This window comes from Pandoraea eparura, from assembly GCF_902459725.1.
In the GTDB taxonomy this organism is placed as follows: domain Bacteria; phylum Pseudomonadota; class Gammaproteobacteria; order Burkholderiales; family Burkholderiaceae; genus Pandoraea; species Pandoraea eparura.
Window position 1 is genome coordinate 396,965 of the sequence record NZ_CABPSH010000004.1, and the last position, 23,678, is coordinate 420,642.

21 protein-coding genes and 1 tRNA gene are annotated in these 23,678 nt (G+C 64.7%); 13 read left to right on the forward strand and 9 right to left on the reverse strand.

The genetic code is table 11. The annotated features are described in order from the left end of the window. Positions 1-9 precede the first annotated feature (9 nt). Together hisC and PEP31012_RS12465 are read left to right on the forward strand one after the other, a co-directional pair. Positions 10-1,080 (forward strand): histidinol-phosphate transaminase, encoded by a 1,071-nt coding sequence (gene hisC / locus PEP31012_RS12460; protein WP_150589636.1) that lies wholly within the window; start codon positions 10-12, stop codon positions 1,078-1,080. A 236-nt stretch (positions 1,081-1,316) separates the two neighbouring features. Further along, complete coding sequence (locus PEP31012_RS12465) at positions 1,317-2,750, forward strand: NAD-dependent succinate-semialdehyde dehydrogenase (RefSeq protein ID WP_174978216.1); 1,434 nt, start codon at positions 1,317-1,319, stop codon at positions 2,748-2,750. Between the two features lie 139 nt (positions 2,751-2,889). Here the strand turns inward: PEP31012_RS12465 and PEP31012_RS12470 are convergent, their stop codons facing one another. Both PEP31012_RS12470 and PEP31012_RS12475 read right to left on the reverse strand, forming a co-directional pair. Next, positions 2,890-4,500 carry a phosphoethanolamine transferase gene (locus PEP31012_RS12470; RefSeq protein WP_150589638.1) on the reverse strand — a complete coding sequence of 537 codons (1,611 nt, stop codon included), beginning with the start codon at positions 4,498-4,500 and terminating at the stop codon, positions 2,890-2,892. Positions 4,501-4,740: 240 nt separating this feature from the next. After that, on the reverse strand, positions 4,741-5,517 hold the full coding sequence (locus PEP31012_RS12475) for a helix-turn-helix transcriptional regulator (protein WP_150589639.1): 777 nt from the start codon (positions 5,515-5,517) through the stop codon (positions 4,741-4,743). Positions 5,518-5,800: 283 nt separating this feature from the next. On the opposite strand from PEP31012_RS12475, the gene gltX reads away from it, so the two are divergent. After that, positions 5,801-7,195, forward strand: coding sequence for a glutamate--tRNA ligase (gene gltX, locus PEP31012_RS12480; RefSeq protein ID WP_150589689.1), 1,395 nt, complete (start codon positions 5,801-5,803; stop codon positions 7,193-7,195). Positions 7,196-7,323: 128 nt separating this feature from the next. Here gltX and PEP31012_RS12485 read toward each other — a convergent pair whose 3' ends face one another. Then, the gene (locus tag PEP31012_RS12485) at positions 7,324-8,181 is read right to left on the reverse strand and encodes an inositol monophosphatase family protein (RefSeq protein ID WP_150589640.1); all 858 of its coding nucleotides are present in this window, start codon (positions 8,179-8,181) and stop codon (positions 7,324-7,326) included. A gap of 58 nt (positions 8,182-8,239) precedes the next feature. Continuing rightward, on the reverse strand, positions 8,240-8,545 hold the full coding sequence (locus PEP31012_RS12490; protein ID WP_150589641.1) for a hypothetical protein: 306 nt from the start codon (positions 8,543-8,545) through the stop codon (positions 8,240-8,242). Positions 8,546-8,691: 146 nt separating this feature from the next. On the opposite strand from PEP31012_RS12490, the gene PEP31012_RS12495 reads away from it, so the two are divergent. Beyond that, the gene (locus PEP31012_RS12495) at positions 8,692-9,510 is read left to right on the forward strand and encodes an RNA methyltransferase (protein ID WP_150589642.1); all 819 of its coding nucleotides are present in this window, start codon (positions 8,692-8,694) and stop codon (positions 9,508-9,510) included. Between the two features lie 165 nt (positions 9,511-9,675). Then, positions 9,676-10,455, forward strand: coding sequence for a serine O-acetyltransferase (gene cysE / locus PEP31012_RS12500; RefSeq protein ID WP_150589643.1), 780 nt, complete (start codon positions 9,676-9,678; stop codon positions 10,453-10,455). Between the two features lie 148 nt (positions 10,456-10,603). Here cysE and PEP31012_RS12505 read toward each other — a convergent pair whose 3' ends face one another. The 4 genes from PEP31012_RS12505 to PEP31012_RS12520 all read right to left on the reverse strand — a co-directional run bounded on the left by PEP31012_RS12505 (position 10,604) and on the right by PEP31012_RS12520 (position 13,395). Beyond that, a complete protein-coding gene (locus PEP31012_RS12505; protein ID WP_150589644.1) occupies positions 10,604-11,431 on the reverse strand; it encodes a UDP-2,3-diacylglucosamine diphosphatase in 828 nt (275 codons plus the stop codon). A 64-nt stretch (positions 11,432-11,495) separates the two neighbouring features. Beyond that, positions 11,496-11,990, reverse strand: a complete 495-nt coding sequence (locus PEP31012_RS12510; RefSeq protein ID WP_150589645.1) for a peptidylprolyl isomerase — start codon at positions 11,988-11,990, stop codon at positions 11,496-11,498. Positions 11,991-12,034: 44 nt separating this feature from the next. Continuing rightward, the gene (locus PEP31012_RS12515; RefSeq protein ID WP_150589646.1) at positions 12,035-12,631 is read right to left on the reverse strand and encodes a peptidylprolyl isomerase; all 597 of its coding nucleotides are present in this window, start codon (positions 12,629-12,631) and stop codon (positions 12,035-12,037) included. 62 nt (positions 12,632-12,693) lie between these two features. Next, positions 12,694-13,395 (reverse strand): tetratricopeptide repeat protein, encoded by a 702-nt coding sequence (locus PEP31012_RS12520; RefSeq protein WP_246171262.1) that lies wholly within the window; start codon positions 13,393-13,395, stop codon positions 12,694-12,696. A 270-nt stretch (positions 13,396-13,665) separates the two neighbouring features. On the opposite strand from PEP31012_RS12520, the gene cysS reads away from it, so the two are divergent. The 8 genes from cysS (at position 13,666) to PEP31012_RS12560 (ending at position 22,607) form a co-directional block, all read left to right on the forward strand. Then, entirely contained in the window at positions 13,666-15,069 is a 1,404-nt protein-coding gene (gene cysS / locus PEP31012_RS12525) for a cysteine--tRNA ligase (protein ID WP_150589648.1), read from the forward strand. Between the two features lie 129 nt (positions 15,070-15,198). Further along, a complete protein-coding gene (locus tag PEP31012_RS12530) occupies positions 15,199-16,320 on the forward strand; it encodes a DNA-3-methyladenine glycosylase family protein (RefSeq protein WP_425494956.1) in 1,122 nt (373 codons plus the stop codon). Between the two features lie 154 nt (positions 16,321-16,474). Continuing rightward, the gene (locus PEP31012_RS12535) at positions 16,475-17,443 is read left to right on the forward strand and encodes an acetyl-CoA carboxylase carboxyltransferase subunit alpha (protein WP_150589650.1); all 969 of its coding nucleotides are present in this window, start codon (positions 16,475-16,477) and stop codon (positions 17,441-17,443) included. Next, a complete protein-coding gene (gene tilS / locus PEP31012_RS12540) occupies positions 17,412-19,013 on the forward strand; it encodes a tRNA lysidine(34) synthetase TilS (protein ID WP_150589651.1) in 1,602 nt (533 codons plus the stop codon). Before PEP31012_RS12535 ends, tilS begins: the two co-directional genes overlap by 32 nt. Positions 19,014-19,210: 197 nt before the next feature. Continuing rightward, the gene (locus PEP31012_RS12545) at positions 19,211-20,461 is read left to right on the forward strand and encodes an aspartate kinase (RefSeq protein WP_150589652.1); all 1,251 of its coding nucleotides are present in this window, start codon (positions 19,211-19,213) and stop codon (positions 20,459-20,461) included. Positions 20,462-20,684: 223 nt separating this feature from the next. Next, positions 20,685-20,778: transfer RNA gene (locus PEP31012_RS12550), tRNA-Ser, on the forward strand. A 121-nt stretch (positions 20,779-20,899) separates the two neighbouring features. Continuing rightward, positions 20,900-21,241 carry an FKBP-type peptidyl-prolyl cis-trans isomerase gene (locus PEP31012_RS12555; RefSeq protein WP_150589653.1) on the forward strand — a complete coding sequence of 114 codons (342 nt, stop codon included), beginning with the start codon at positions 20,900-20,902 and terminating at the stop codon, positions 21,239-21,241. Positions 21,242-21,374: 133 nt separating this feature from the next. Beyond that, positions 21,375-22,607, forward strand: a complete 1,233-nt coding sequence (locus tag PEP31012_RS12560) for an MFS transporter (RefSeq protein ID WP_150589654.1) — start codon at positions 21,375-21,377, stop codon at positions 22,605-22,607. Between the two features lie 133 nt (positions 22,608-22,740). Here the strand turns inward: PEP31012_RS12560 and PEP31012_RS12565 are convergent, their stop codons facing one another. After that, positions 22,741-23,631: an aspartyl/asparaginyl beta-hydroxylase domain-containing protein gene (locus PEP31012_RS12565; RefSeq protein ID WP_246171263.1), complete on the reverse strand. Its 891-nt coding sequence runs from the start codon at positions 23,629-23,631 to the stop codon at positions 22,741-22,743. Positions 23,632-23,678: the final 47 nt, after the last annotated feature.

Genomic DNA, 23,678 nt, shown 5'->3' on the forward strand with positions numbered 1-23,678 from the left:
GCGGTCGTCATGAGTCGATTCTGGAGTGCGGGCGTTGCCGAACTGACGCCCTATGTGCCCGGTGAGCAGCCGCAGATGCAGCGTCTGATCAAGCTCAACACCAACGAGAACCCGTACGGTCCGTCGCCGCGCGTGCTCGCCGCGATTCGCGAGGCGCTCGGCGGCGACGCCGATGCGCTCAAGCTTTACCCCGATCCCGACGCGCGTCGCTTCAAGCAGGCCATCGCCAATCGCTTCGGCATCGACGTGGCCAATGTGCACGTGGGCAACGGGTCCGACGAAGTGCTGGCGAACGTGTTTCAGGGACTGCTCAAGCACGACAAGCCGATCCTGTTCCCGGACATCACCTACAGCTTCTATCCGGTGTACTGCGGGTTGTACGGGGTGGCGTTCGAGAACGTGCCGCTGACGGACACGTTCGAGATTCGCGTCGACGACTACCTCAAGCCGAACGGCGGCATCATCTTCCCGAATCCGAATGCGCCGACCGGTCGCGTGCTGGCCGGTGGCGAGATCGAGCGCCTGCTGGCGGGGAATCCGGATTCGGTGGTGGTGATCGACGAGGCCTACATCGACTTCGGCGGCGAGAGTGCTGCAGGGCTGATCGCGACGTATCCGAACCTGCTCGTGGTGCAAACGCTCTCGAAGTCGCGCTCGCTGGCGGGACTGCGTCTGGGCTTTGCCATCGGTCATCCGGACCTGATCGAAGCGCTCGAGCGCGTGAAGAACAGTTTCAACTCGTACCCGCTCGACCGTCTCGCGCAAGCGGCCGGTGTGGCAGCCATCGAGGACGAGGCGTATTTCGACGAAACGCGTCGGGCGGTGATCGCGAGCCGCGAGGCGCTGGTCGCGCGTCTGACGGCGCTCGGCTTCGACGTGCTGCCGTCGACGGCGAACTTCGTGTTCGCGCGCCATCCGTCGCACGACGCGGCCCAACTGGCGGCGGCGCTGCGCGAACGCTCGATCATCGTGCGCCACTTCAAGCAGGCGCGCGTGGCCCAGTTCCTTCGCATCACGGTCGGCACGCAAGCGCAGTGCGTGGCGTTCACGGACGCATTGAAGGAAATTCTGGTGAGCTGACATGTCTTGGGGCGCTTCGACGTCCCGCAAGAGGGCAGGGGCGGGACGACTGATCCTCCAGGGGCCGGCAGCATGGGGACGTGGAACGTTTCCTGGGCTGCCGGCCCTTTTGTTTCATGAGATGAGATGTCTGCGCAGGCCTCGGGAAACGCACGGGCTTGGCTGCGATGGGAGGGCAACAGGAATCGGCCGGCTGCGTTATGCTGTTGGGCGTGTTGCCAACCGGAGACTTCAGCATGTCGCACAACGTAGAGCTTTTCATTAACGGGCAGTGGAAGGGGGGCGCGGAAGGCCTTACGCTGCCGATCGAAAACCCGGCCACTGGCGAAACCATCGGCACGGTAGCACGCGCGACCCAGCCGGATCTGGACGCGGCCCTGGCAGCGGCCGAAGCCGGCTTTGCCAAGTGGCGCGAAATCGCGCCGTTCGAGCGCGCCAAGCTCATGCGCAAGGCCGCCGGACTGCTGCGTGAACGCGTCGGCGACATCGCACGTCAGATGACGATGGAGCAGGGCAAGCCGATCGGCGAGGCCAAGGGCGAACTGCTCTCGGCCGCCGACATCATCGAATTCTTCGCGGAAGAGGGCAAGCGCGCCTATGGTCGTCTGGTGCCGGCCCGCGTGCCGAACGTCTACCAGATGGTGATTCCGTCGCCAGTGGGCCCGGTCGCGGCATTTACGCCGTGGAACTTCCCGGTCAATCAGGTGGTGCGCAAGGTCTCGGCCGCGCTGGCCGCCGGTTGCTCCGTGATCGTCAAGGCACCGGAAGAAACGCCTGCCTCGCCGGCCGGGCTGATTCGCGCCTTCGCCGACGCCGGGCTGCCCGACGGTGTGCTGAACCTCGTGTACGGCGTGCCGGCCGAAATCTCGTCGTATTTGATTCCGCATCCGACGATCCGCAAGGTGTCGTTCACGGGCTCCACGCCGGTGGGCAAGCAACTGGCGGCGATGGCCGGCCTGCACATGAAGCGCGTGACGATGGAGCTCGGCGGGCATGCGCCGGTGCTGATTTTCAACGATGCCGATATTGCCGCTGCGGTGCGCAATCTTGCCGCGGGCAAGTTCCGCAACGCCGGTCAGGTGTGTATCGCGCCGACGCGTTTCCTCGTGCAGCGCGGCGTGTACGATCAATTCGTCGACGCCTTCGTGAAGGCTGCCGAAGCAGTGCGCGTGGGCAACGGGCTGGATCCGGAGACGACGATGGGGCCGCTGGTCAATGGCAAGCGTTTCGAGGCGATCAGCGCCATCGTCATGGATGCCGTCGCCCAGGGCGCGCAGCTCAAGACCGGCGGCAAGCGCGCGGCCGAAGGCGGCCACTTCTACGCGCCGACGGTGCTGTGCAATGTGCCGATGAGCGCGAAGATCATGCACGAAGAGCCGTTCGGCCCGGTGGCGATCATCAACCCGTTCGACACGGAAGACGAAGCCATCGCCGAGGCGAACCGTCTGCCGTACGGCTTGGCGGCATATGCGTACACGACCTCGCAGGGCACCGCGCATCGCCTGGCGGCGCGCGTCGAGACCGGCATGCTGACGATCAACCATTCGGGACTGGCACTGCCGGAAGTGCCGTTCGGCGGCGTGAAGGACAGCGGTTACGGGTCGGAAGGCGGCCCGGAAGCGCTCGAAGCGTATCTGCAGCCTAAGTTCGTGTCGCGTCTGGAGGTCTGACGTACACTGCCTTGCGCTGACCCGCGCTGACCCTCACGGTAAGCGGGTAATGAGCGGGTAACAGGTAGGTAACAGGCAGTTGACAAGCCGACGCGAGAATTCGCGTCGGCTTTTTTGTCGCCCGTCGCCCGTCGCAATCTCAATAGGCGTGTCCGTTGATGCTGCGCGGTGCGGGGGAAAACGCATCGCTGAGCACGTCGTGCGACGCGTCGTAGTAAGCCGTATCGATGTCGAGCAGGCCGAGCATGGTGTGCTCGAGCTGGTCGGTCTGATAGGGGCGGGATTCGAGCATCGCGCGTTTGCGCGCATCGATCGCGTCGCGCGTCCAGACCAGCATCGGGATTTCGTAGCCGGACGCATCGGCGACAGACTGCCCCGTGTGATCGCGCGTGTGGCCGACCTCCTGGGCGTGGTCGGAACTGAACAGCAGGCTCGCATCGGATGTGGCTGTGGCCTTCATCGTCTTGCGGATCAGATTCGCAACCACGTAATCGTTGTACGCGATGGCGTTGTCGTACTCGTTGCGCAGACGACGAACCCAGAGCGAGCGGCCTTGCGTCGCGAGGTCGCGCATGACGGTGTCGTTGGCGTTGTCGAAGCGCGCGAACGTCGCCGGGTAGCGCATGTCGTAGGTCGGGTGCGCGCCAAGCAGGTGCACGACGATGAGCTTGCGGGGGGCATCGCTCGCGAGGGCGGCATCGACAGCCGGCAGCAGATTGCCGTCGACATTGTTCTCGCCTCGACCCAAGCCCTTGTTGATGAAGACGCGCTCGTCAGCTCGCTTGGCGACGAGTCCTAGCCAGCCGTCGTTGGGTGCCTGGTTCGATATCCAGTAGGTGCGATACCCCGCTTCCCTCGCCAGCATGACGAGATCGGGCTGTCGCATCCAGGCGTCGGGATCCGTGAGGCTCGCCGGCGTGAGCATCTTCATGAGCGAGGCCATCGTCGCGGGTTCGGACGAGACCACGTCACGAAAGACGGTGAGTTCGCTGCGCAGCGAGTCGAGCATTGGCGTCGTGTTGCGCGCGTAGCCGTAGAGCGACATGTTGTTGCGGTTCAGGCTCTCGCCGATCACCCATACGACGGTCTTGCGCGCCGGCCCGCGATACTGCACGCGCCAGTCGGTGCGCTGCGCCATGTTGCGTTCGAGGGCGTGTTGCAGCGTTTCGGCATAGGCGAGTTGTCGCTGGTAGTCGAGATAGCGGATCGGCCAGTAAAGCAGCGGATTTTCCTTGGCCATTGTCGGATTCAGATGCAATGCGAGAAAGCCCATGAGCATGAAAGCCACGGCGAACTTGCCGCGGCGTTGCATCGGCGGCGGGGTGATCGCGGCTTCTGCGTGCGACAGGCGGCGCTCGAGCATGACGACCACGGACATCAGCCCGGCGAAGACACCACTCGCCTCGGCGAGGTCACGCCAGTGGTGGCGGAAGAACTCGCCGGCTTCGGAGGGGTTCGTGTTGAACACCGCTTGCAAGACCAGCAGATGATTCGGACGCAAACCGAAGTAATCGCGCAGGAAGCCCTTGGTCGCCGCGTCGAAAAAGAAGACGGCAATGATGCCAAGCGTTGTCGCGCTCAACCAGGCGGGGCGTGCGCGCAGCAGCAGGCACAGGCCCGTGAGCCCGGGCAGGGCCGTCGCCATGAGCGCCGCGCTCTTGCCGTACTCGTTGGCACTGAGCATGCCGAAGGCCCAGAACAGGGCCAGTCCGCCCAGTCCGAGGGACACGCGGTAAAGAAGTGATGCCACGGTGCTTGTCTCCCAATGCGTCGCGCACGTCGCTGCGTGCCTGTCGATGGTCGCTGACCGGCGCCGGGCCCGTTCGCGCGGGCACGTGGCATTGCACTTGTCGCCTGATGCCAGGCGCCGATCAGCGTCGCAATTCGACCAGAAATTGGGAGATTGGTGTCGTGAGCGCGAACATTTATGGGTGAATTCCATTCGGTATTTGGAGCATTCCGATCGGCTCGCCGGGCGCGGGCAATCGGCTCAGCCCGAGGTGGGGCGGGCGTGGCATTCGCGCCGCCATGCCGCGGGCGTCTGGCCGTAGTGCTGGCGAAACGCGTGCGTCAGAGCGCTTTGATCGTTGAAGCCGACCTCCAGGGCGATGTCCGCGAGCGTCGCATCGCTGGTGCTCAGCAACCTGTCCGCATACGCCAGCCGCAGGCGCATCAGATGCCGGTGAGGCGTCTCGCCGGCGATCGCGACAAAGGCATCGTGAAAATGGCGCACGCTCATACCGGCTTCGCGGGCCAGCGTCGCCGTATCCGGGGGTGTCGCCAGCGCAGTGCGCAGGCGGGCGTCGATGCGCGCGAGGTCCAGCCGCACGGTGCGCTGTGCGGGACGCGCCGGCGCCAGGCGCGCCGTGAGGGCGCCCAGCCACTCGCGCACGACCGGATCGTCCGCGCTCAGGGGACGCGCGCCGTCGCTGCGTGCGCTCACGCGACGGGCCAGTGCCAGCAGGCTGGCGTCGAGCGCGAAGAATGCCTCGTGCGCGAACGCCCGCTGCGAGCCGGTCGTCGCCGCGAGGCGCGATGGCACGTCCAGCACGACCTGCCGGTTGGGGCCGTCGCCGCGATAGTCATGCCGCACGCCCGCCGGAATCACCACGCCGTTGCGTGAGGCCACACGGCCGTATCGCGTCGCGTCGCCATCGAGCGACATCGACATGCGCCCGGACAGCCCGATCACGACCTGATGAAAGTCGTGCGTGTCGGTGCTTTCGGTCGGGCGGTATTCACGCAGTTCGAGGATCGCGGTGGACATGAGACGGCAATGTAATGTTGCGAAGGGACAAAGCGACAAGTGGTAAGCGGCAAACAGCAAACAGCGAACGACAAACGGCAATGCGGCAAACGTCAAGCGGCGCGGGATCCGACGCTATCTCCGTTCCACGACGCGAGTCGCGCAAGCGGATGCCCTCAGGTTCTGCGTGAGTGTGCACAGGTGGCTGATATAATGCCAGCTTCCGAATGTTGGCGACCCGCCTGCGCGAGACCCTCCGCCGCGGGCGTTTTTGTTTGTCGCCGACGCGATGCACCCACGCCAAATCATGACCACAGTCCGCACCCGCTTTGCGCCTAGCCCGACCGGTTTCATCCATCTGGGCAACATCCGTTCCGCTCTCTATCCGTGGGCCTTCGCGCGTCACAATCACGGCGCGTTCGTGTTGCGCATCGAAGACACCGATCTCGAGCGTTCGACCCCGGAAGCCGTGCAGGTCATTCTCGAAGGCATGGAATGGCTCGGCCTCGACTACGACGAAGGCCCGTTCTACCAAATGCAGCGCATGGACCGTTATCGCGAGGTGCTCGAGCAACTGAAGACAGCCGGTCATGTGTATCCGTGCTACATGAGCATGGAAGAACTCGACGCGCTGCGCGAGCAGCAGCGCGTGCGCGGTGAGAAGCCGCGTTACGACGGCCGCTGGCGTCCGGAGCCGGGCAAGGTGCTGCCCGAGCCGCCGACTGGCGTGCAACCGGTGCTACGCTTCAAGAATCCGCTCGCCGGCAGCGTGGTGTGGGAAGACGCCGTCAAGGGCCGCATCGAAATCTCGAATGAAGAACTCGACGATCTCGTGATCGCGCGCCCGGACGGCACGCCGACGTACAACTTCTGTGTCGTCGTCGACGATATCGACATGGACATCACGCACGTGATTCGTGGCGATGACCACGTGAACAACACGCCACGCCAGATCAACATCTTCGAGGCGCTCGGCAAGCAGCCGCCGATCTACGCCCACCTGCCCACCGTGCTTAACGACCAGGGCGAGAAGATGTCCAAGCGCAACGGCGCCATGAGCGTGGTTCAGTATCGCGAGGAGGGTTTCCTGCCCGAGGCGGTGGTGAACTACCTGGCGCGTCTGGGCTGGGCGCATGGCGACGCCGAAGTGTTCTCGCGCGAGCAGTTCGTGACGTGGTTCGATCTCGAGCATCTGGGCAAGTCGCCCGCGCAGCACAACCCCGAAAAGCTGCTGTGGATGAACAACCAGTACCTGAAGCAGGCGGACAACGATCGCCTGGCCGGACTGACCGAGCCGTTCCTGCAGAAAGCGGGCGTGTCGATCGAAGGCGGTCCGTCGCTGGCCGGGGTCGTCGCGCTGTTCAAGGACCGGGCGAACACGATCAAGGACATCGCGGCGAGCGCCGAAATGTTCTACCGCAAACCCGCCCCGACGCACGACGATCTGGCGCAGCACATGACGGATGCTGCACGCGCAGCCGTGAAGGACCTCGGTGCGACGTTGGCGGCGCTGCCCGAGTGGACGAAGGCGGCGATCTCGCCGGCGTTCAAGGCCACGCTTGCCCAGCATGGCATGAAGATGCCGCAACTCGCGATGCCGGTGCGCCTGCTTGTGGTTGGCACGACGCACACGCCGGCCATCGACGCCGTGCTCGAACTGCTGGGTCGCGACGCGGTGCTGGCACGCTTGGGTGCCTGAGGCCCCCGCGGCGTGTGAAGCCGTTCGGGGCCGCCCGCGGCGGCGCCGACGATAGAAAAACCCCGGGATGCGCAAGCATCGCCGGGGTCTCTTTTACGAGGGACGCTTTCGACGTCCCTGCGCAGGCGTTACGACGGCAGGTTGCCTTCGGCGGCCGCCGCGCTGGCCTTGGCCGGCGATGCCGGACGCTTGGCGCGCGAATAGCCTTCGAGCAGCTTGACCATCTGCGCGTAGATTTTCGGGTTGCCTGCGAGAACTTCGCCTTCGAACAGGAAGTCCGATTCGCCGGTGTAGTTGCCGACCAGGCCACCGGCCTCGGTAATCAGCAGGCTGCCCGCGGCCATGTCCCACGCGTTCAGGCCCTGCTCGAAGAAGCCGTCCATGCGGCCGGCCGCGACGTTGGCCAGATCGAGTGCCGCCGCGCCCGGACGACGGATGCCCGCGCAATGCTCGGTCATCGTGCCGAACATCTTCAGATAGTTCTCTACCCCTTGCAGATCGCGGAACGGGAAGCCGGTGCCGATCAGACCATCGGCCAGACGGTCGCGGCGCGACACGCGGATGCGCTTGCCATCGAGGAACGCACCACGGCCACGCGAGGCGGTGAACAGTTCGTTGCGCGTCGGGTCGTAGATCACGGCTTGCGAGACGATGCCCTTGTGGGCGAGCGCGACCGACGTGCAATAGTATTGCAGGCCGTGAATGAAGTTGGTGGTGCCGTCGAGCGGATCGATGATCCACTGGTATTCCGAGCCCGACTTGCCGTGCTCCTCACCCGATTCTTCGGCGAGGATGGCGTGGTCCGGATAGGCTTGCAGAAGGGTTTCGATGATCGCTTGCTCAGCCGCTTTGTCCACTTCCGTCACGAAGTCGTTGTGCTGCTTCTTGCTGACCTTGACAGTGTCGATGTCGAGGGAGGCGCGGCTGATGATGTTGCCGGCGCGGCGCGCGGCCTTCACCGCGATATTGAGCATGGGATGCTGCATGACAGATTCCTGTTAAGGCCATTGCCGACGGTACGCGCGACCCCCTCTGGGCCGGCCGTCAGGCATGGCAGACAAAGCGAACAAATTGAGCAAGAGCGATGCCCTGCAAGCGCCGCGCACCGGGTGGCGGCTCGTTTGCAGGGACGAAAACGCGTATTTTAGCAAAAACGCGACGAGTGCGCTGCGGCGGCTTCAGCTGCCGGTCCTGTTTCTGACCCTTTTTCGTCGATTTGCGGCTTCGTTGCGGCGTCTTCGTGGCTTCGTGGCTTCGTGGCTTCATCACGGCTTGATAGTGGCTTTGTCGTGGCTCGGCGCCAGCGTCGTGGCCGCGCATCGGCGCAGCGTCGATGAGCGACGCCGTCATGAGCGCCCGCAGCGTTCCCGATTCAGGGCAAAATAGCGGCGTCTGCCGTCGAACGGCCGTCCGGCCCGAATGGGATGCGGACGTCGACCCCGTGCACCGGGCTTCGGCCTGCCGCATGCTTTGTTCTCACGCCTCTTCACTGCCTCATGTCACAGTCTGCTGCTGCCCATCCCGCATCCCTGTTGTTCGATCAAGTGCGTTTCGTGCTCAACGAGACGAGCCATCCCGGCAACGTCGGGTCGGCCGCCCGGGCGATCAAGACGATGGGGTTCGGCCGGTTGGTGCTGGCCGCGCCGCGTGCGGGGGCGGACGTGTTGTGCGACCCCGAAGCCGTGGCACTCGCGAGCGGTGCCGACGACGTGCTGGCGAATGCGTGGGTCGTGCCCGATCTCGACACGGCCTTGCAGGGCGTGAGCTGGGCCGTCGCGTTGTCGGCGCGTTCGCGCGAATACGGCCCGCCCAATGCCGAGCCGCGCGAGAGCGCCGCGATAGCCGTGCAGCATGCGGGGCAGGGCGAAGCGGTGGCGTTCGTGTTCGGTAGCGAACGCACGGGCTTGTCCAATGACGATGTCGAGCGCTGCAACGCACTGGTCCACATTCCGGCCAACCCGATGTACAGCTCGCTCAATCTCTCGCAGGCGGTGCAGTTGATCGCTTATGAAGTGCGCATGGCCTGTCTGGCGCGTGAGCGCGGCGAGGGGTCGCAGGTCGCGGCCGTGGCCGCGTTGCCGCCGGGACGCGAGGGTGCCGCGCACGATGCGCTCGCGACACGCGATGATGTTGAAGGCATGCTCGCGCATCTGGAGCGCGCGCTCGTCGATCTCGATTTTCTCGATCCCGAGAATCCGAAGAAGCTCATGACGCGCCTGCGCCGGCTTTTCGCCAAGAGTCATCTGGAGCGTGAGGAAGTCAACATCCTGCGCGGTATCGCGAAGCATGTTCTGGAGCGCAGGATTCGGCGGTGACGGCCCGCCGCGCACCTCGCTTGTTGCGTCGACCTTGCAAACGGCGCTTGGCCTGCCCCTGGCGCACTCGGCGTCTGCCGCTCACGTCCGGTGCGCCCCCCGATAACTCCGCGACGATCCGTGCCAGAACGGCCGGCCGCGCACCACAGCATGGAATTCAGTCTCATGTTCACCCGTCTTCGCGAAGATATCGCCGCCATTCGACAGAAAGACCCCGCCGCCCGCAGCAACTGGGAGGTCTTCACCTGCTACCCCGGCCTGCATGCCGTGATGCTGCATCGGGTGGCGCATGGCTGCTGGACATCCGGCTTCAAATGGCTCGGCCGCTACGTATCGCAATACGCACGCTTTCTCACCGGCATCGAGATCCATCCGGGCGCGACGCTTGGCCGCCGTGTTTTCATCGACCACGGCATGGGCGTGGTGATCGGTGAGACGGCTGTCGTTGGCGACGACTGCACGATATACCAGGGCGTTACCCTCGGCGGCACGTCGCTTGCGCGCGGGGCGAAGCGCCACCCGACGCTGGCGCCCGGTGTGATCGTGGGCGCCGGTGCCAAGGTGCTCGGCGGCTTCACGGTGGGCGAGGGCGCGAAGATCGGCTCGAACGCCGTGGTGGTCAAGGCGGTGCCCGCTGGCGGCACAGCCGTGGGGAATCCCGCGCGCATCATCCGTCCCGACACCCCGCGCGAGGACGCGCAAGCCAAGCCGAACGACAACGCGCGCAAGCCGGAATTCTCCGCCTACGGCATTACGCCGAACGCCGACGATCCCGTCTCGCTCGCCATTCACGGGTTGATCGAGAACGCGACCGATCAGGCGCACAAGATCGATGTGATGGTGGCGGCACTCAACCAGCTTGGGGCGCACCTCGAAGCCCTCGGCGCGAGCAAGATCGATACCGCGGAACTGCGCAAGCTGGGCAAGGAAATCCAGGACATGTAGGGTCCGCGAATGCTCGCAGAGTCGCACGGCGGCGCGTTGTGGAAGTCCGTGGCGCGCCGTGGCACGCGATTGTGCGAGGGCGCCACGGCGCCCTGACGAGCACAGCCGCACAATTCATGCGGGCCGTCCGGCAGGATGGGGCAGCGCCTCAGGCGCGTTGCGGCGAGGCGTAGACCAGGTCGATGGCGTGCAAGCCGTGGCTGTCCCATTGCAGATAGCCGCCGCGTGGCGTCGCTATATCGAACTCCCAGTCGGGTAGCACCCAGCGCACGTGGCGGCCGTCCACATGGCGTGCCGGACGGTGCGTGTGCCCATGCACGAGCGTGCGCTCACCGACGGCATCGAGCAGGGCGGCGATGGCCTGGGCGTTGGCGTCGGCATAGGCCATGCGATGCGCCCCCTTGGCGGCACTTCGCCGCCGGACGCGATTCGCGATGGCCATGCGCAAGCGCAGCGGCAGCGCCAGGAAAAACGCCTTGCCGAGCGGCGAATGGGCGACGCGTCGAAAACGCTGATAGCCCACGTCGTCGGTGCACAACTGGTCGCCATGACTGAGCACCAGTGCCTGTCCGAGAAACGAGAAGACACACGGATCGTCGAGCAGGATCGCACCGGCCGCGCGCGCGAAGCGCTCGCCGAGCAGGAAATCGCGATTGCCGCGCATCACCGCGATCGGCACGCCGCTTGCGGACAGTGCCGCCATGGCGGCCGTCATGCGGCGCGCGAAGGCGCCGAGCGGTTCGGGCTGCGGTGAGGCGGCGTCGGAGGCATCGGTGCGTGTGCCGGTCGGCGCGTCGACATCGAGCATGTCGTCGCCGATCCAGTATTCGAACAGATCGCCGAGGATGAACAGGACGGACGCTTCACGCGCGGGGCCGCGCAGGAAGTCCTCGAAGACTTGCACCGTGCGCGGCAGCGCCGGCGAGAGGTGAAGATCGGAAATGAAAAGCGCGGGCCCGTCGCCCCGGGGAATCACAGGACATTGCGGGCACCGCGCAGTCGATACTGGCATCGAGTGTTTGCGTTCGCGGCAGATGCGCTTACGCGACGATCACGGCCTTCTCGATGATGACGTCGTCCACCGGCACGTCCTGGTGGAAGCCCTTCGAACCCGTCTTCACGCCCTTGATCTGGTCGACGATGTCCTGGCCTTCGACGACCTTGCCGAACACGGCGTAGCCCCAGCCTTGCGGCGTCGGTGCGCTGTGGTTCAGGAAGTCGTTGTCGCTCACGTTGATGAAGAACTGCGCCGTGGCCGAATGCGGATCGTTCGTGCGGGCCATGGCCAGCGTGTACTTGGTGTTCTTCAGGCCGTTGTTGGCTTCGTTCTCGATCGGCGCGTCGGTGGGCTTTTGCTTCATGCCCGGCTCGAAACCGCCGCCCTGGATCATGAAGCCATTGATCACGCGATGGAACACCGTGTTGTCGTAGAAGCCGTTCTTGACGTAGTTCAGGAAGTTCTCGACCGTCTTCGGTGCCTTGTCGGCGTCGAGTTCGATGCGAATGACGCCGTGATTCGTTTGCAATTCAACCATGATGCTTTCCTTCAGATGAAATGGTCCCGTTGGGCCGGAGGGTATCAGCGCTTGACGACGCTGGCCGATTCGATCACGACGGGCGTGGCCGGCACGTCCTGGTACATGCCCTTGCGGGTCGTGGCAACGCCCTTGATCTTCTCGACGGTATCCATGCCGGATACCACTTTGCCGAATACCGCGTAGCCGTAGCCGTCCGGGTTGGGGTAGTCCAGTGACGCATTATCCTTCACATTGATGAAGAATTGCGCGGTCGCGGAGTTCGGATTCGACGTGCGGGCCATGGCGATGGTGCCGGTCACGTTCTTGAGTCCGTTCTGCGATTCGATGGGGATCGGCGCGCGCGTGGGCTTTTCATTCATATCGGGCGTAAAACCGCCGCCCTGGATCATGAAGTTGCCGATCACGCGGTGGAAGATCGTGCCGTTATAGAAACCGCTATTGACGTATTGAAGAAAATTCTCGACCGTTTTCGGTGCCGCCTTCGGGTTGAGTTCGACGACGAAGTTGCCGGCCGACGTTTTGAATTGCACTTGCGGGTCAGTACCCTGCGCCACTGCGCTCAGGCTCGTCCCCGACAGGGCGGCCGCAGCGAGGACGCCGCCGAGCAGCGTGCGACGCAGGCGATTCGGAAAATTCATGCAGGTCTCCGTAGGCAATGAAGAATCGATTCTAGGGTCGGAATGGTGGGCGGGGGGCGGGCTCAGTTGCCCGACTTGCCAACGTTCTTGAGCGCGGCGTCGTCGGCCTTGGCCGGTGAGGGCGTCTGGCTCACGGGGGCGATGCGCTGCGGGGCGAGCATGTTGCTCAGGATTTTCTCGCGGTTCGACACGCGCGCGGTCGGTGCGAGCCTGAGCGATTTCTGATACGCCTGCTGCGCGAGCTTGGCGTAGATGTCGCCGAGATTCGCGTAGGCCACGGCAAAGCTGGGGTTGTTGCGAATCGCGCTCTCGAGCGCCGCGCGCGCCTTGTCGTACTCACCGGCCTGCGCATAGAGCGCCGCGAGGTTGTTGAACGGCTCGGGCAGTTCCGGGAAGTCTTGCGTGAGCGCGGTGAAGGCGTCGATGGCTTCGGCGTTGCGGCCCATCTCCATGAGCACGCGTCCGCGCGTGAAACGCACCTGTGCGTCGCGCGGATATTGCTTGAGGTGTTCGTCGATCTTCGCGAGCGCGTCGTTGTACTTGCCGGCGGCAACCAGTTTGTCGATGGCCGATTCGCTGGCTTGCTGCGGCGTTTGCAGCGGCGCGGGCGGCGGCGGATCGGTAATGGCCTGTGCCGCGGCGGGCAGCGCGAACAACGTGCCCGCGAGGCCGAGGGTAAGGCCGGCAAGCGCGAGTGCGCGGGTGCTGCGCGGGGCGGCGGCCCCCGGACGGCGTTCGCGCAGCGGGCGCGTTGCGAGAGACAAAAGTGACCGGCTTCGTTGCGTCATAGTGGGTGCTTGGGATACCTGAGAGGTGCGCAAGAGATGCTATACTCGGCCGCATTCTAACAAAACACCTGCGCTCGGCCCGCGCCATTTCTCCTTATGGCGGCGGATGCGGTTCGCAGGTTCGTTTTTTCCACCGCACGGCGCGCAGCCCGCCTCGCGATGTCGCTCCCGTCACGCCCTGTGTGACGCGTTCGAGGACATCGTCGCAGCGTCCGGCGCTGTTGCCGCCCGGTCAAGCGCTTATCTATGGATTCACTGCGTGTCTACAACTCGCTCGCGCGAGACAAACAGCCGTTCGTACCTCTGGTTGCCGGCGAAGTCCGCATGTATGTTTGCGGGATGACGGTGTACGACTACTGTCACGTCGGTCATGCGCGCGTGATGGTGGTGTTCGACATGGTACAGCGCTGGCTGCGAACGCTCGGCTATCGCGTGACCTATGTGCGCAATATCACCGATATCGACGACAAGATCATCAAGCGCGCCGTCGAGAATGGCGAAACGATGCGCGAACTGACGACGCGTTTCATTGCCGCGATGCATGACGATGCCGACGCGCTGGGGGTTCAACGCCCGGATCACGAGCCGCGTGCCACCGAATTCATCCCGCAGATGGTCGACATGATCGGCACGCTGCAACGTAACGGGTATGCCTACCAGGCCGACGATGGCGACGTGAACTACGCCGTGCGCAAGTTCGCCGGTTACGGGCAACTCTCGGGCAAGTCCATCGAGGATCTGCGCGCCGGCGAGCGGGTTGCCGCCAACGCCGCGAAGCAGGATCCGCTCGACTTCGTGCTGTGGAAGCGCGCCAAAGACACCGAGCCTGACGAGTCGAAGTGGGCCTCGCCGTGGGGCGCGGGCCGCCCGGGCTGGCACATCGAATGCTCGGCGATGAGCTGCCAGTTGCTCGGCAATCATTTCGACATTCACGGTGGCGGGGCCGATCTGCAATTCCCGCATCACGAGAACGAGATTGCCCAGAGCGAAGGCGCGACCGGTGAGACGTTCGTGAACTACTGGATGCACAACGGCTTCGTGCGTGTGGACAACGAGAAGATGTCCAAGTCGCTTGGCAACTTCTTCACGATTCGCGAAGTGCTCGCGAAGTTTGACGCGGAGGTCGTGCGCTTTTTCATTCTGCGCGCCCAATACCGCAGCCCGCTCAATTACAGCGATGCGCACCTGGACGACGCGCGCGGCGGGCTGACGCGCCTGTACACGGCGCTCAAGGATGCCACGGGCGATGGCATGCCGCTCGACTGGAACGAGCCGTTCGCGCAGCGTTTTGCCGCGGCGATGAACGACGACTTCAATACGCCCGTGGCCATCTCGGTGCTGTTCGACCTCGCCGGCGAGATCAACAAGCAGCGCGACCCGGTGCTCGTGCGTCAGTTGCAGGGGCTCGCCGGCACGCTCGGCTTGCTCGGCCGCGATCCGCAAGCGTTCCTGCAAGGGGCGGCGGGGAGCGACGCGGCGGGCGACGACGACGCGTTGCGCGCGTTGGTGGAGGCGCGCATCGAAGCGCGTGCGCAAGCCAAGCGCGAACGCAATTTCGCGGAAGCCGATCGTATTCGTGCCGAACTGCTGACCGACGGTATCGTGCTGGAAGACCGTCCCGGAGGCGCCACCGAATGGCGTCGTGCCTGAGCGCGACGCATCGAGGCAAATTTCATGGTGACTCGTAAATCCGTGGCCGCTAAGGTGGCGACCCAGTCGGCCGCAACGCAGGGCGCGAGGGGGACGAAGGGAGCGGCCAAGGCCGCCCGATCGGCCGCGCTGTCCGACGACAGCAAACGCCGCGCGCCGGTCAAGGCGGTGAAGGCGACGCCGGCCAAGCGCCCGACGACGGACGTCAAGTCCGTTGGCAAGGCCGCGGCTGGCGCTGCGGTCGCAAAGGCAACGCCAGCCGGCGCAGCGCGCAAGGTGGCGCCGCCAGCGGCGAAAAAGGCCGTGAGAAAGGTGGCGAAAAAGGTCGCAAGGAAAGTCGCAGAAAAAGGCACAGGAAAGGGCACAGGAAAGGGCGCAGAAAAAGCCGCGAAGAAGGTTGCCGAAAAGGTCACTGAAAAGGTCGTGAAAAAAGCGGTGCCGACGGCGGGGACGAAGGTCGCGCGAAAGGTGCCGGTGAAGGCTGCACCGTCGACGGCCGACGACGCGCGCCGCGTCATCGCCAAGCGCGATGGCGAGACACGCATCGTGACGCCCGAGATCGAGCGCATCGAGCACGACGTCGTCGAGCAGGTGGTGACCGGTGTGGTGCCGCTGCCGGTGGCGACGGGGGCGACGCGTCCGCACTTCTGGGATCAGGCCTGCGCCGATCTGATGAGGCGCGACCGCATTCTCAAGAAGTTGATTCCCCAATTCGGTCCGGCCCATCTGAGCGGGCGCGGCGAACCTTTCGTCACTCTGGCGCGCTCGATCGTCGGCCAGCAGATCTCGGTGAAGGCTGCGCAAGCCGTCTGGGATCGCGTGCAGGCCACCTGTCCGAAGCTCACGCCAGCTCAGTTCATCAAGGCGGGGCACGATGCGCTCGCCGGTTGCGGGTTGTCGCGCCGCAAGGCCGAATACATTCTCGACCTGGCAACGCACTTCAAGTCGGGCGCGCTGCACGTCGACGCCTGGGCGACGATGGACGATGAGGCGGTCATCGCGGAGCTGACCGGCATTCGCGGCATCGGCCGCTGGACGGCCGAAATGTTCCTGATGTTCAATCTGCTGCGTCCCGACGTTCTGCCGCTCGACGATGTCGGGCTGATCAATGCGATCAGCGTCAACTATTTCAGCGGGGAGCCCGTCACGCGTAGCGAAGCACGGGAAGTGGCCGCCAATTGGGAGCCATGGCGCTCCGTCGCCACCTGGTATATGTGGCGAAGCCTCGAGCCGGTGCCCGTCGAATACTGAAAGCGCACGCGACGACGTATAATCCGCGTCCATCCCAACGCATCCAGTCATTATTGACGTCTATTGCAAGTCGAGCGGCAATGAAAGTTGTCTATCTCGACCGGGCAGACGTTGCCGGCGGTACAATACGCTGCCGCATTTCCGGGGAAGCCTGATGAAGAACACCTTTTTGGATTTTGAACAGCCGATCGCCGAGCTCGAAGCGAAGATTGAAGAGCTGCGCTTTGTGCAAGACGATTCAGCCGTCGACATTTCCGAAGAGATCGAGCGCCTCTCGAAGAAGAGCCAGCAGCTCACCAAGGACATCTACACGAACCTGTCGCCGTGGCAGGTTTCGCAAATCTCGCGTCATCCGCAGCGTCCCTATACGCTCGATTACGTTCGGGACATCTTTACCGATTTCCATGAACTGCATGGCGATCGCTCGTTCTCGGACGATCTGGCCATCGTGGGCGGCATGGCGCGGTTCAACGGCCAGGCCTGCATGGTCATTGGTCACCAGAAGGGCCGCGACACGAAGGAGCGTGCGATGCGCAACTTCGGCATGCCGCGTCCCGAGGGCTATCGCAAGGCCATGCGCCTGATGAAGCTTGCCGAAAAATTCGGCCTGCCGATCTTCTCGTTCGTCGACACGCCGGGCGCCTATCCGGGTATCGACGCCGAAGAGCGCGGCCAATCGGAAGCCATCGGTCACAACCTGTACGTGATGGCCGAGCTCAAGACGCCGATCATCACCACCATCATCGGTGAAGGCGGCTCGGGCGGGGCGCTGGCCGTGGCGGTGGCCGACACGGTCATGATGCTGCAGTTCTCGACGTACTCGGTGATCTCGCCGGAAGGTTGCGCGTCGATCCTGTGGAAGAGCGCGGCCAAGGCGCCCGAGGCGGCCGAAGCACTGGGTCTGACCGCGCACCGTCTGAAGGCGCTGGGGCTGATCGACAAGATCATCAACGAGCCGCTGGGCGGCGCCCATCGCGATCCGCTCGGCATGGCCGGCATGCTCAAGCGTGCGCTGGCCGATTCGCTGCGCCAGTTCCAGGGCAGCAGCCACAAGGAACTGCTCGAGCGCCGCTTCGAGCGCCTGATGAGCTATGGCAAGTTCAAGGAAGCCGGCGCGAAGTAAGGCGCCTGCCATCGCGTCGTCGCCGGTCGTGGCGATGACGCCGAATCCGATGCCGCACCACGATGCCTGCCCTGCCGCGTATGCTTCTGCCCGAAGCGACGCGGCAGTCGTTCATGTGGACGTCGCATTGCGCCTCACGCTGGCGACGCACGTTGCGTCACACGTCACGTCGGACGCCCCACCTCACGATGTCCCCCAACTCGCCGTCGCGCTGAGCGGCGGACTCGACTCGATGGTGCTGCTCGATGCGCTGGCGCATTGGGTCCAGGCGCGTCGAGACGCGGGCGAGGCGATCGCACCGCCGCTGGCCATCCACATCCATCACGGACTGTCCGAGCATGCCGATGCGTGGCTCGCTGCGTGCGAGCGCGAGGCGCGCCTGCGCGGTTTCGCGTTCGAGGCGCGTCGCGTGAGCGTGCCGCGCGACGCCCGGCAGGGCATCGAGGGCGCGGCGCGTGCTGCGCGTTATCAGGCGCTTGCGGCGTCGTGCGATGCGCATGGTGTGCGCTGGCTGCTGAGCGCCCATCACGCGAACGATCAGGCCGAGACCGTGCTGTTGCAGATGCTGCGCGGCGCGGGGTTGCCCGGCGTGGCGGCCATGGCCGTCGAGGGCGAGTTGCCGGTCGCGGCCGGCAACTCGCCGAGTCGCGCGCGCTTGCTGCGACCGTTGCTCGACGTTTCGCGCGAGACGATGCTGGCGTATGCAAAGGCGCGCTCGCTGTCGTGGGTCGAGGATCCGTCGAACGAGGATCGTCGCTATCTGCGCAATGCCTTGCGCCACGATGTCATGCCCGCGATCGCGGCCCACGTGCCCGCGTATCGCGAGACGTTGGCGCGGTTTGCGCGCCATGCGGCGCAAGCGCAATCGCTGCTCGATCAGCTCGCGCAGGCCGATTTCGACATGGCGTGTGTGACGCACGATAAAGGCGACGAGCGCTTGCAACGCCGTCGGCTGCAAGCGCTGGACGCGCCGCGACTGGCGAACCTGCTGCGGTATTGGGCGGCACGTCGCGGATTGGCCATGCCGTCGGAAGCGCGGCTGGATGAGTGGGTGCGACAGATTCGTGACGCGCACGATGATGCATCGCTCGAACTGCCGCATGGCAACTCGGTCTTGCGGCTGTATCGCGGGGTCTTGCAGTGGACGGCGGTCTACGACGCGGCGGGCCCGGACGATGGGGCCGGCGATGTCGCGTTGTCCTGGGCGGGCGAGCGCGAATGGCCGTTGCCGCACTGGCGTGGAAGGATTGTGTTCGTGCCGGTCGCCGAGGGTGAGGTGGGCGAGGAGGGCGAGGGCGGATCGATCGACGAGCGCGTGCTGCGCGCGCGCCCGCTCGTGGCGAGGGCACGCACAGGGGGCGAGCGATGGCGCGAACACGCGCAGGGGCATTCGCGCTCGCTGAAGCACTGGTACCAGAGTCGAGGGGTGGCGGCATGGTTGCGTCATGTGCCAATCATCTGGCAGGGTGGCGAGATCGTCTTCGTGCCGCGCCTGGGCATCGACGGGGCGGCACAATCGGGTGCGAACGGCGGTGCGCGCTGGCGGATGACGTGGCGCGACGACGCGTAAGCGGCGCAAAACAGCACAATCTGCTGCTGCATGCGGCGCGCGGCGCCCTTGGCAGTGCAATGTGCGCCAGACTGGCTCAGGCGCGATACATTCGTGCGATAATCAAAAGTTCCGCGAATCGAAACGTGACCGATACCCTTCGGCGGGTCTCCGTGCGTGATTCATAAACGGTTTCAAATCAATGTGTTAGCAATGTTATGGCTCTGATCGTACACAAATACGGCGGCACGTCGATGGGCTCGGTGGAGCGCATCAAGAATGTCGCCAAGCGCGTGGCCAAGTGGCATAAGGCCGGTCACAAGATGGTGGTGGTGCCGTCGGCGATGTCCGGCGAGACCAATCGTCTGCTGGGATTGGCCAAGGAAATTTCGGCCCATCCCGATCCGCGCGAACTCGACGCCATTGCCGCCACGGGCGAGCAAGTGAGCGTTGGCTTGCTGGCGATGGCCCTCAAGGAAGCGGGCGTCGATGCCGTGAGCTATGCCGGCTGGCAAGTACCGATCAAGACCGACAGCGCTTTCACCAAGGCTCGTATTTCGGAAATCGACGACAAGCGCGTGATGGCCGATCTCGACGCCGGCCGCGTGGTCGTCATCACGGGGTTCCAGGGCATTGATCCGAACGGCAACGTGACCACGCTGGGTCGCGGCGGCTCGGACACGTCGGCCGTGGCAGTCGCCGCGGCGCTGAAGGCCGATGAGTGCCTGATCTACACCGACGTCGATGGCGTGTACACGACCGACCCGCGCGTGGTCGACGAAGCGCGCCGCCTCGACAAGGTCACCTTCGAAGAGATGCTGGAAATGGCCAGCCTCGGCTCGAAGGTGCTGCAGATCCGTTCGGTGGAATTCGCCGGCAAGTACCAGGTCAAGACGCGTGTGCTCTCGAGCCTGACCGACCCGATGATCGCGCTCGACGAAGAAGCGCGCTCGGGCACGCTGATTACTTTTGAGGAAGACGAACAAATGGAAAAGGCCATCATCTCGGGTATCGCATTCCAGCGCGACGAGGCCAAGATCACCGTGCGCGGCGTGCCGGATCGTCCGGGCATCGCCTACCAGATCCTTGGCCCGATCGCCGACGCGAACATCGATGTCGACATGATCATCCAGAACCTGAGCATCGAAGGGAAGACCGACTTCACGTTCACGGTGCCGCGCGGTGACTATCAGCGCGCCATGTCGCTGCTGCAAAAGGATGTGCAGGGTCACATCGGTGCCGCCGAAGTCGTGGGCGACCCGAAGGTCTCGAAGGTATCGATCGTTGGTGTGGGCATGCGCTCGCACGTCGGTATCGCCAGCAAGGCGTTCCGCACGCTCTCGGAAGAGGGCATCAACATCCAGCTCATCTCGACCTCCGAAATCAAGATCTCCGTGCTGATCGACGAGAAGTACATGGAGCTGGCCGTGCGCGCGCTGCACAAGGCGTTCGAACTCGATCAGGCCTGAGCGTCGCCAACGACGTCCGACGTGTCGCATGCCGGCTCGAGGCATGCGGCGCGACGCGCGATTTTCGCGCGGTCGTGCGGGGAATTTTCCCCAAGCGTGTCGAAGGCATGACACCTGCGCAAATATTGTTGGATTTTGATGCGCATAATGTTTGACGACATCGCGAACAGTAGGTAATATCACGCCTTCGTTACATCACCTCCCTGATGTGACGACAAGTTTGGGAGACGTGGCCGAGAGGTCGAAGGCACTCCCCTGCTAAGGGAGCATCTGGGCCAAAACCTGGATCGAGGGTTCGAATCCCTCCGTCTCCGCCAAGTCGCCTTGGCGGAACACCCCCGGCTCTCCGCGGAGAGCCGGGGGTTTTTTCTTTCCCGAGTTCGCGCGTTGGCGATACCTCGCGCGTCGATACTCTTTCTGTTTCGAGCGAGGACAACGATGTCGATCATCACCACCGATTCCGGCCTGCAATACGACGATCTGCAAGTGGGCGACGGCGCCGAGGCCACGCCGGGCAAGACCGTCACGGTTCACTACACGGGCTGGCTGACCGACGGCAAGAAATTCGATTCCAGCAAGGACCGCAACGACCCGTTCGCCTTCGTGCTCGGCGGCGGCATGGTCATTCGCGGCTGGGATGAAGGCGTGGCCGGCATGAAGGTCGGCGGCAAGCGCAAGCTGGTCATTCCGCCGGAACTGGGCTATGGCGCTCGCGGCGCCGGCGGTGTGATTCCGCCCAACGCCACGCTGGTCTTCGAGGTCGAACTTCTGGACGTCTGAGCGATCGAAAGCCGTCACCGAGCGGCATCATCGATGCAATCGACACCCCCGGTGCCTCGCAGGTACCGGGGGTGTTGTCTTTTTACCTGGGCCATCGTCATGCGCGTTGGCCGCACAGAGGAGCTTTCACCCGGTGTCTCACCCCACCACGCCCGTTTCCCGATTCTGGTTTCCGTTCTCGCTCGTGCTCTTCGAGTTTGCCGTCTACATCTCGAACGACATGATCATGCCCGGCATGCCGATGGTCACGCGAGAATTCGGGGCGTCGGCGGACATGACCACGCTGGCGCTCACCGCCGCCATGCTCGGCAACGCCAGCCTGCAATGGCTGCTCGGACCGCTCGCCGATCGCTTCGGACGCCGTCGCGTGCTGCTCGGCGGTCTCGTGATGTTCATCGTCGCCTGTCTGGCCACGCACTACGTGCAGACGATGCCGCAGTTCATCGCGTTGCGTTTTCTCCAGGGCATGGGCTGCTGCTTCGTGCTGACCGTGGGCTATCCGACCGTGCACGAAGCGTTCGACGAGAAGACCGCAGTGCGCGTGATGGCGCTCATGGCGAACGTCTCACTGCTCTCGCCGCTGTTCGGCCCGCTCGCGGGCGCGGCGGTGGTGTCGTACTGGCCGTGGCGCAGCATCTTCTGGCTTATCGCCATCGTGGCCGTGTTCTCGTTCGTGGGGCTGTATCGCACCATGCCGGAACTGTCGCGCCATGACCGCACGGCGTTGAACGCGAAGGCACTCTGGGCGAGCTACAAGCTGCCGCTCTCGAGTGCGCGGTTCTGGCGTGGTGGTGTGCTCACGGGCCTTGCCGTCACGCCACTGCTGACGTGGATTGCGCTTGGGCCGGTGTTCCTGATCGAGCGAGCCGGTCTGTCGCAGATGCAATACGCGCTGCTGCAAGTGCCGGTCTTTGCGGCGCTGATTCTCGGCAACGTGCTGCTCGCGCGTCAGGTCGGGCGTTGGTCCAATGGCCGATTGCTCGCGACGGGCGTGGCCGCCATGCTGATCGGCGCCGCCGTATCGCTGATCGGCACGGTGATTCTCGCGCCGGGTTATCCTGCATTGCTGGTCGGCACGTCGCTGCATGCGTTCGGCATGGGCATGTGCTACGGCGTGGTGTATCGCCAGTCGCTGTTTGCCGTCGAGAGTCCCAATCGCGCGACCGTGGCGGGCATGCTCAGCATGATCACCATCGTGGTAGCGGTGGTCGTGATCGAGACGATGAAGGTGGCATACCTCCACTTCGGCGATGCCGCGCTCGGCATTGGCGCGATGATGGCAGCGGCGCTGGTCGCCGTGCTCGCGGCGAACTTCGTTCCGCCGCCGGCGCAGGATGTGCTCGCACAACCCGGACGGCAGTCGTAAACCGAGTCCGCAGCGAGGATCGCCAGCGACAGGTGAACCGACCCCCAAGCGTTAGGCATCACGCCAACCCTTGGGGGGTTTTCATGACGACGTACGACGCGGCGCTTTTTATTGGCGACGGGTGCGGGCCGCGTCAGCCGTGCGCGCGTTCGTTGGCCTCGGTGTGCGTGGCCGGAGCGTTCGATGTCGCAACGGGTGTTGCGGGGTTGGCGGCGGGCTCGGGCATATCGGCCATATCGGGCTTCCCGGGCGTGTCAGCGGTGGGCGCCGCGTAATAGTCGCGCTCCCACTGTTCGTGATTCGCCTTGGCTTGCTGCAACTCCGGTGTGAGTGGGGCAAAGGCAAGCAGCCACTTGTTGAGCCACGACACGGGCACCTTGCACGGACGCTCGAAATCGACGAACAGCACCACACGCGTCTCGTCGGTATCGTTGTGCACCTGGTGGGAATAGGCGTCGTCGAAGACCACGGCGCGGTTGGCTTGCCAGGCATAACGCTGACCATCGACTTCGATCCAACAGTGCTCGCGCTCGCGCGGCACCTTCAGCGCGAGATGCAGTCGCAGCACCCCGTTGTAAGGGCCGCGATGCAGCGGAATCTGCTTGCCCGGCGAGAGGATGGAGAAGAAGGCGGTGCGCAGCCCTGGAATGCCGTCGAGCGCTGCGGCCGTGGCCGGGCAACGCGCGAGATTGCGCTCGGCGCGCATGCCGTAGCCGAGGAACACGAAGGTCTGCCACTGATGATCTTGTGTGATGGTGGCGACGTCGGGCGAGATTTCGTGGAACGCCGGCAACCGCCCGGGCGTGGCGAGGACGGCGTCGAGTTCCCGGGCGATGGCCGGTGCCTGCGCTTCGAGGGCTTCGACCCACGGGAACTGCGTGTTCTCGAAGATGGGCTTGTCGCCGACCAGTGAGCCACGCGCGATAAGACGTTGCGCCGCTTCCACACAATGAAAGAAAAATCGGGCGAGCCAGCGAGGCAGGGTACGGTTGGGGTTCTGCGCGGGCGATCGTGTAGCACGCAACGTCGGCCTCCGGGGCGGAAACAGGGGAACCGGGCCGGCGAGCCTGC

Excerpts from the sequence above, each read along its gene's own strand:
- tilS (WP_150589651.1), top strand. The coding sequence starts at position 17,412 with ATGGCAAGTTCAAGGAAGCCGGCGCGAAGTAAGGCGCCTGCCATCGCG.
- PEP31012_RS12485 (WP_150589640.1), bottom strand. The coding sequence starts at position 8,181 with ATGCAGCATCCCATGCTCAATATCGCGGTGAAGGCCGCGCGCCGCGCC.
- PEP31012_RS12490 (WP_150589641.1), bottom strand. The coding sequence starts at position 8,545 with ATGACGGCGTCGCTCATCGACGCTGCGCCGATGCGCGGCCACGACGCT.
- hisC (WP_150589636.1), top strand. The coding sequence starts at position 10 with ATGAGTCGATTCTGGAGTGCGGGCGTTGCCGAACTGACGCCCTATGTG.
- cysS (WP_150589648.1), top strand. The coding sequence starts at position 13,666 with ATGGATTCACTGCGTGTCTACAACTCGCTCGCGCGAGACAAACAGCCG.
- PEP31012_RS12510 (WP_150589645.1), bottom strand. The coding sequence starts at position 11,990 with ATGGTTGAATTGCAAACGAATCACGGCGTCATTCGCATCGAACTCGAC.
- PEP31012_RS12465 (WP_174978216.1), top strand. The coding sequence starts at position 1,317 with ATGTCGCACAACGTAGAGCTTTTCATTAACGGGCAGTGGAAGGGGGGC.
- PEP31012_RS12555 (WP_150589653.1), top strand. The coding sequence starts at position 20,900 with ATGTCGATCATCACCACCGATTCCGGCCTGCAATACGACGATCTGCAA.
- PEP31012_RS12545 (WP_150589652.1), top strand. The coding sequence starts at position 19,211 with ATGGCTCTGATCGTACACAAATACGGCGGCACGTCGATGGGCTCGGTG.
- PEP31012_RS12475 (WP_150589639.1), bottom strand. The coding sequence starts at position 5,517 with ATGTCCACCGCGATCCTCGAACTGCGTGAATACCGCCCGACCGAAAGC.
- cysE (WP_150589643.1), top strand. The coding sequence starts at position 9,676 with ATGTTCACCCGTCTTCGCGAAGATATCGCCGCCATTCGACAGAAAGAC.
- PEP31012_RS12515 (WP_150589646.1), bottom strand. The coding sequence starts at position 12,631 with ATGAATTTTCCGAATCGCCTGCGTCGCACGCTGCTCGGCGGCGTCCTC.
- PEP31012_RS12535 (WP_150589650.1), top strand. The coding sequence starts at position 16,475 with ATGAAGAACACCTTTTTGGATTTTGAACAGCCGATCGCCGAGCTCGAA.
- PEP31012_RS12495 (WP_150589642.1), top strand. The coding sequence starts at position 8,692 with ATGTCACAGTCTGCTGCTGCCCATCCCGCATCCCTGTTGTTCGATCAA.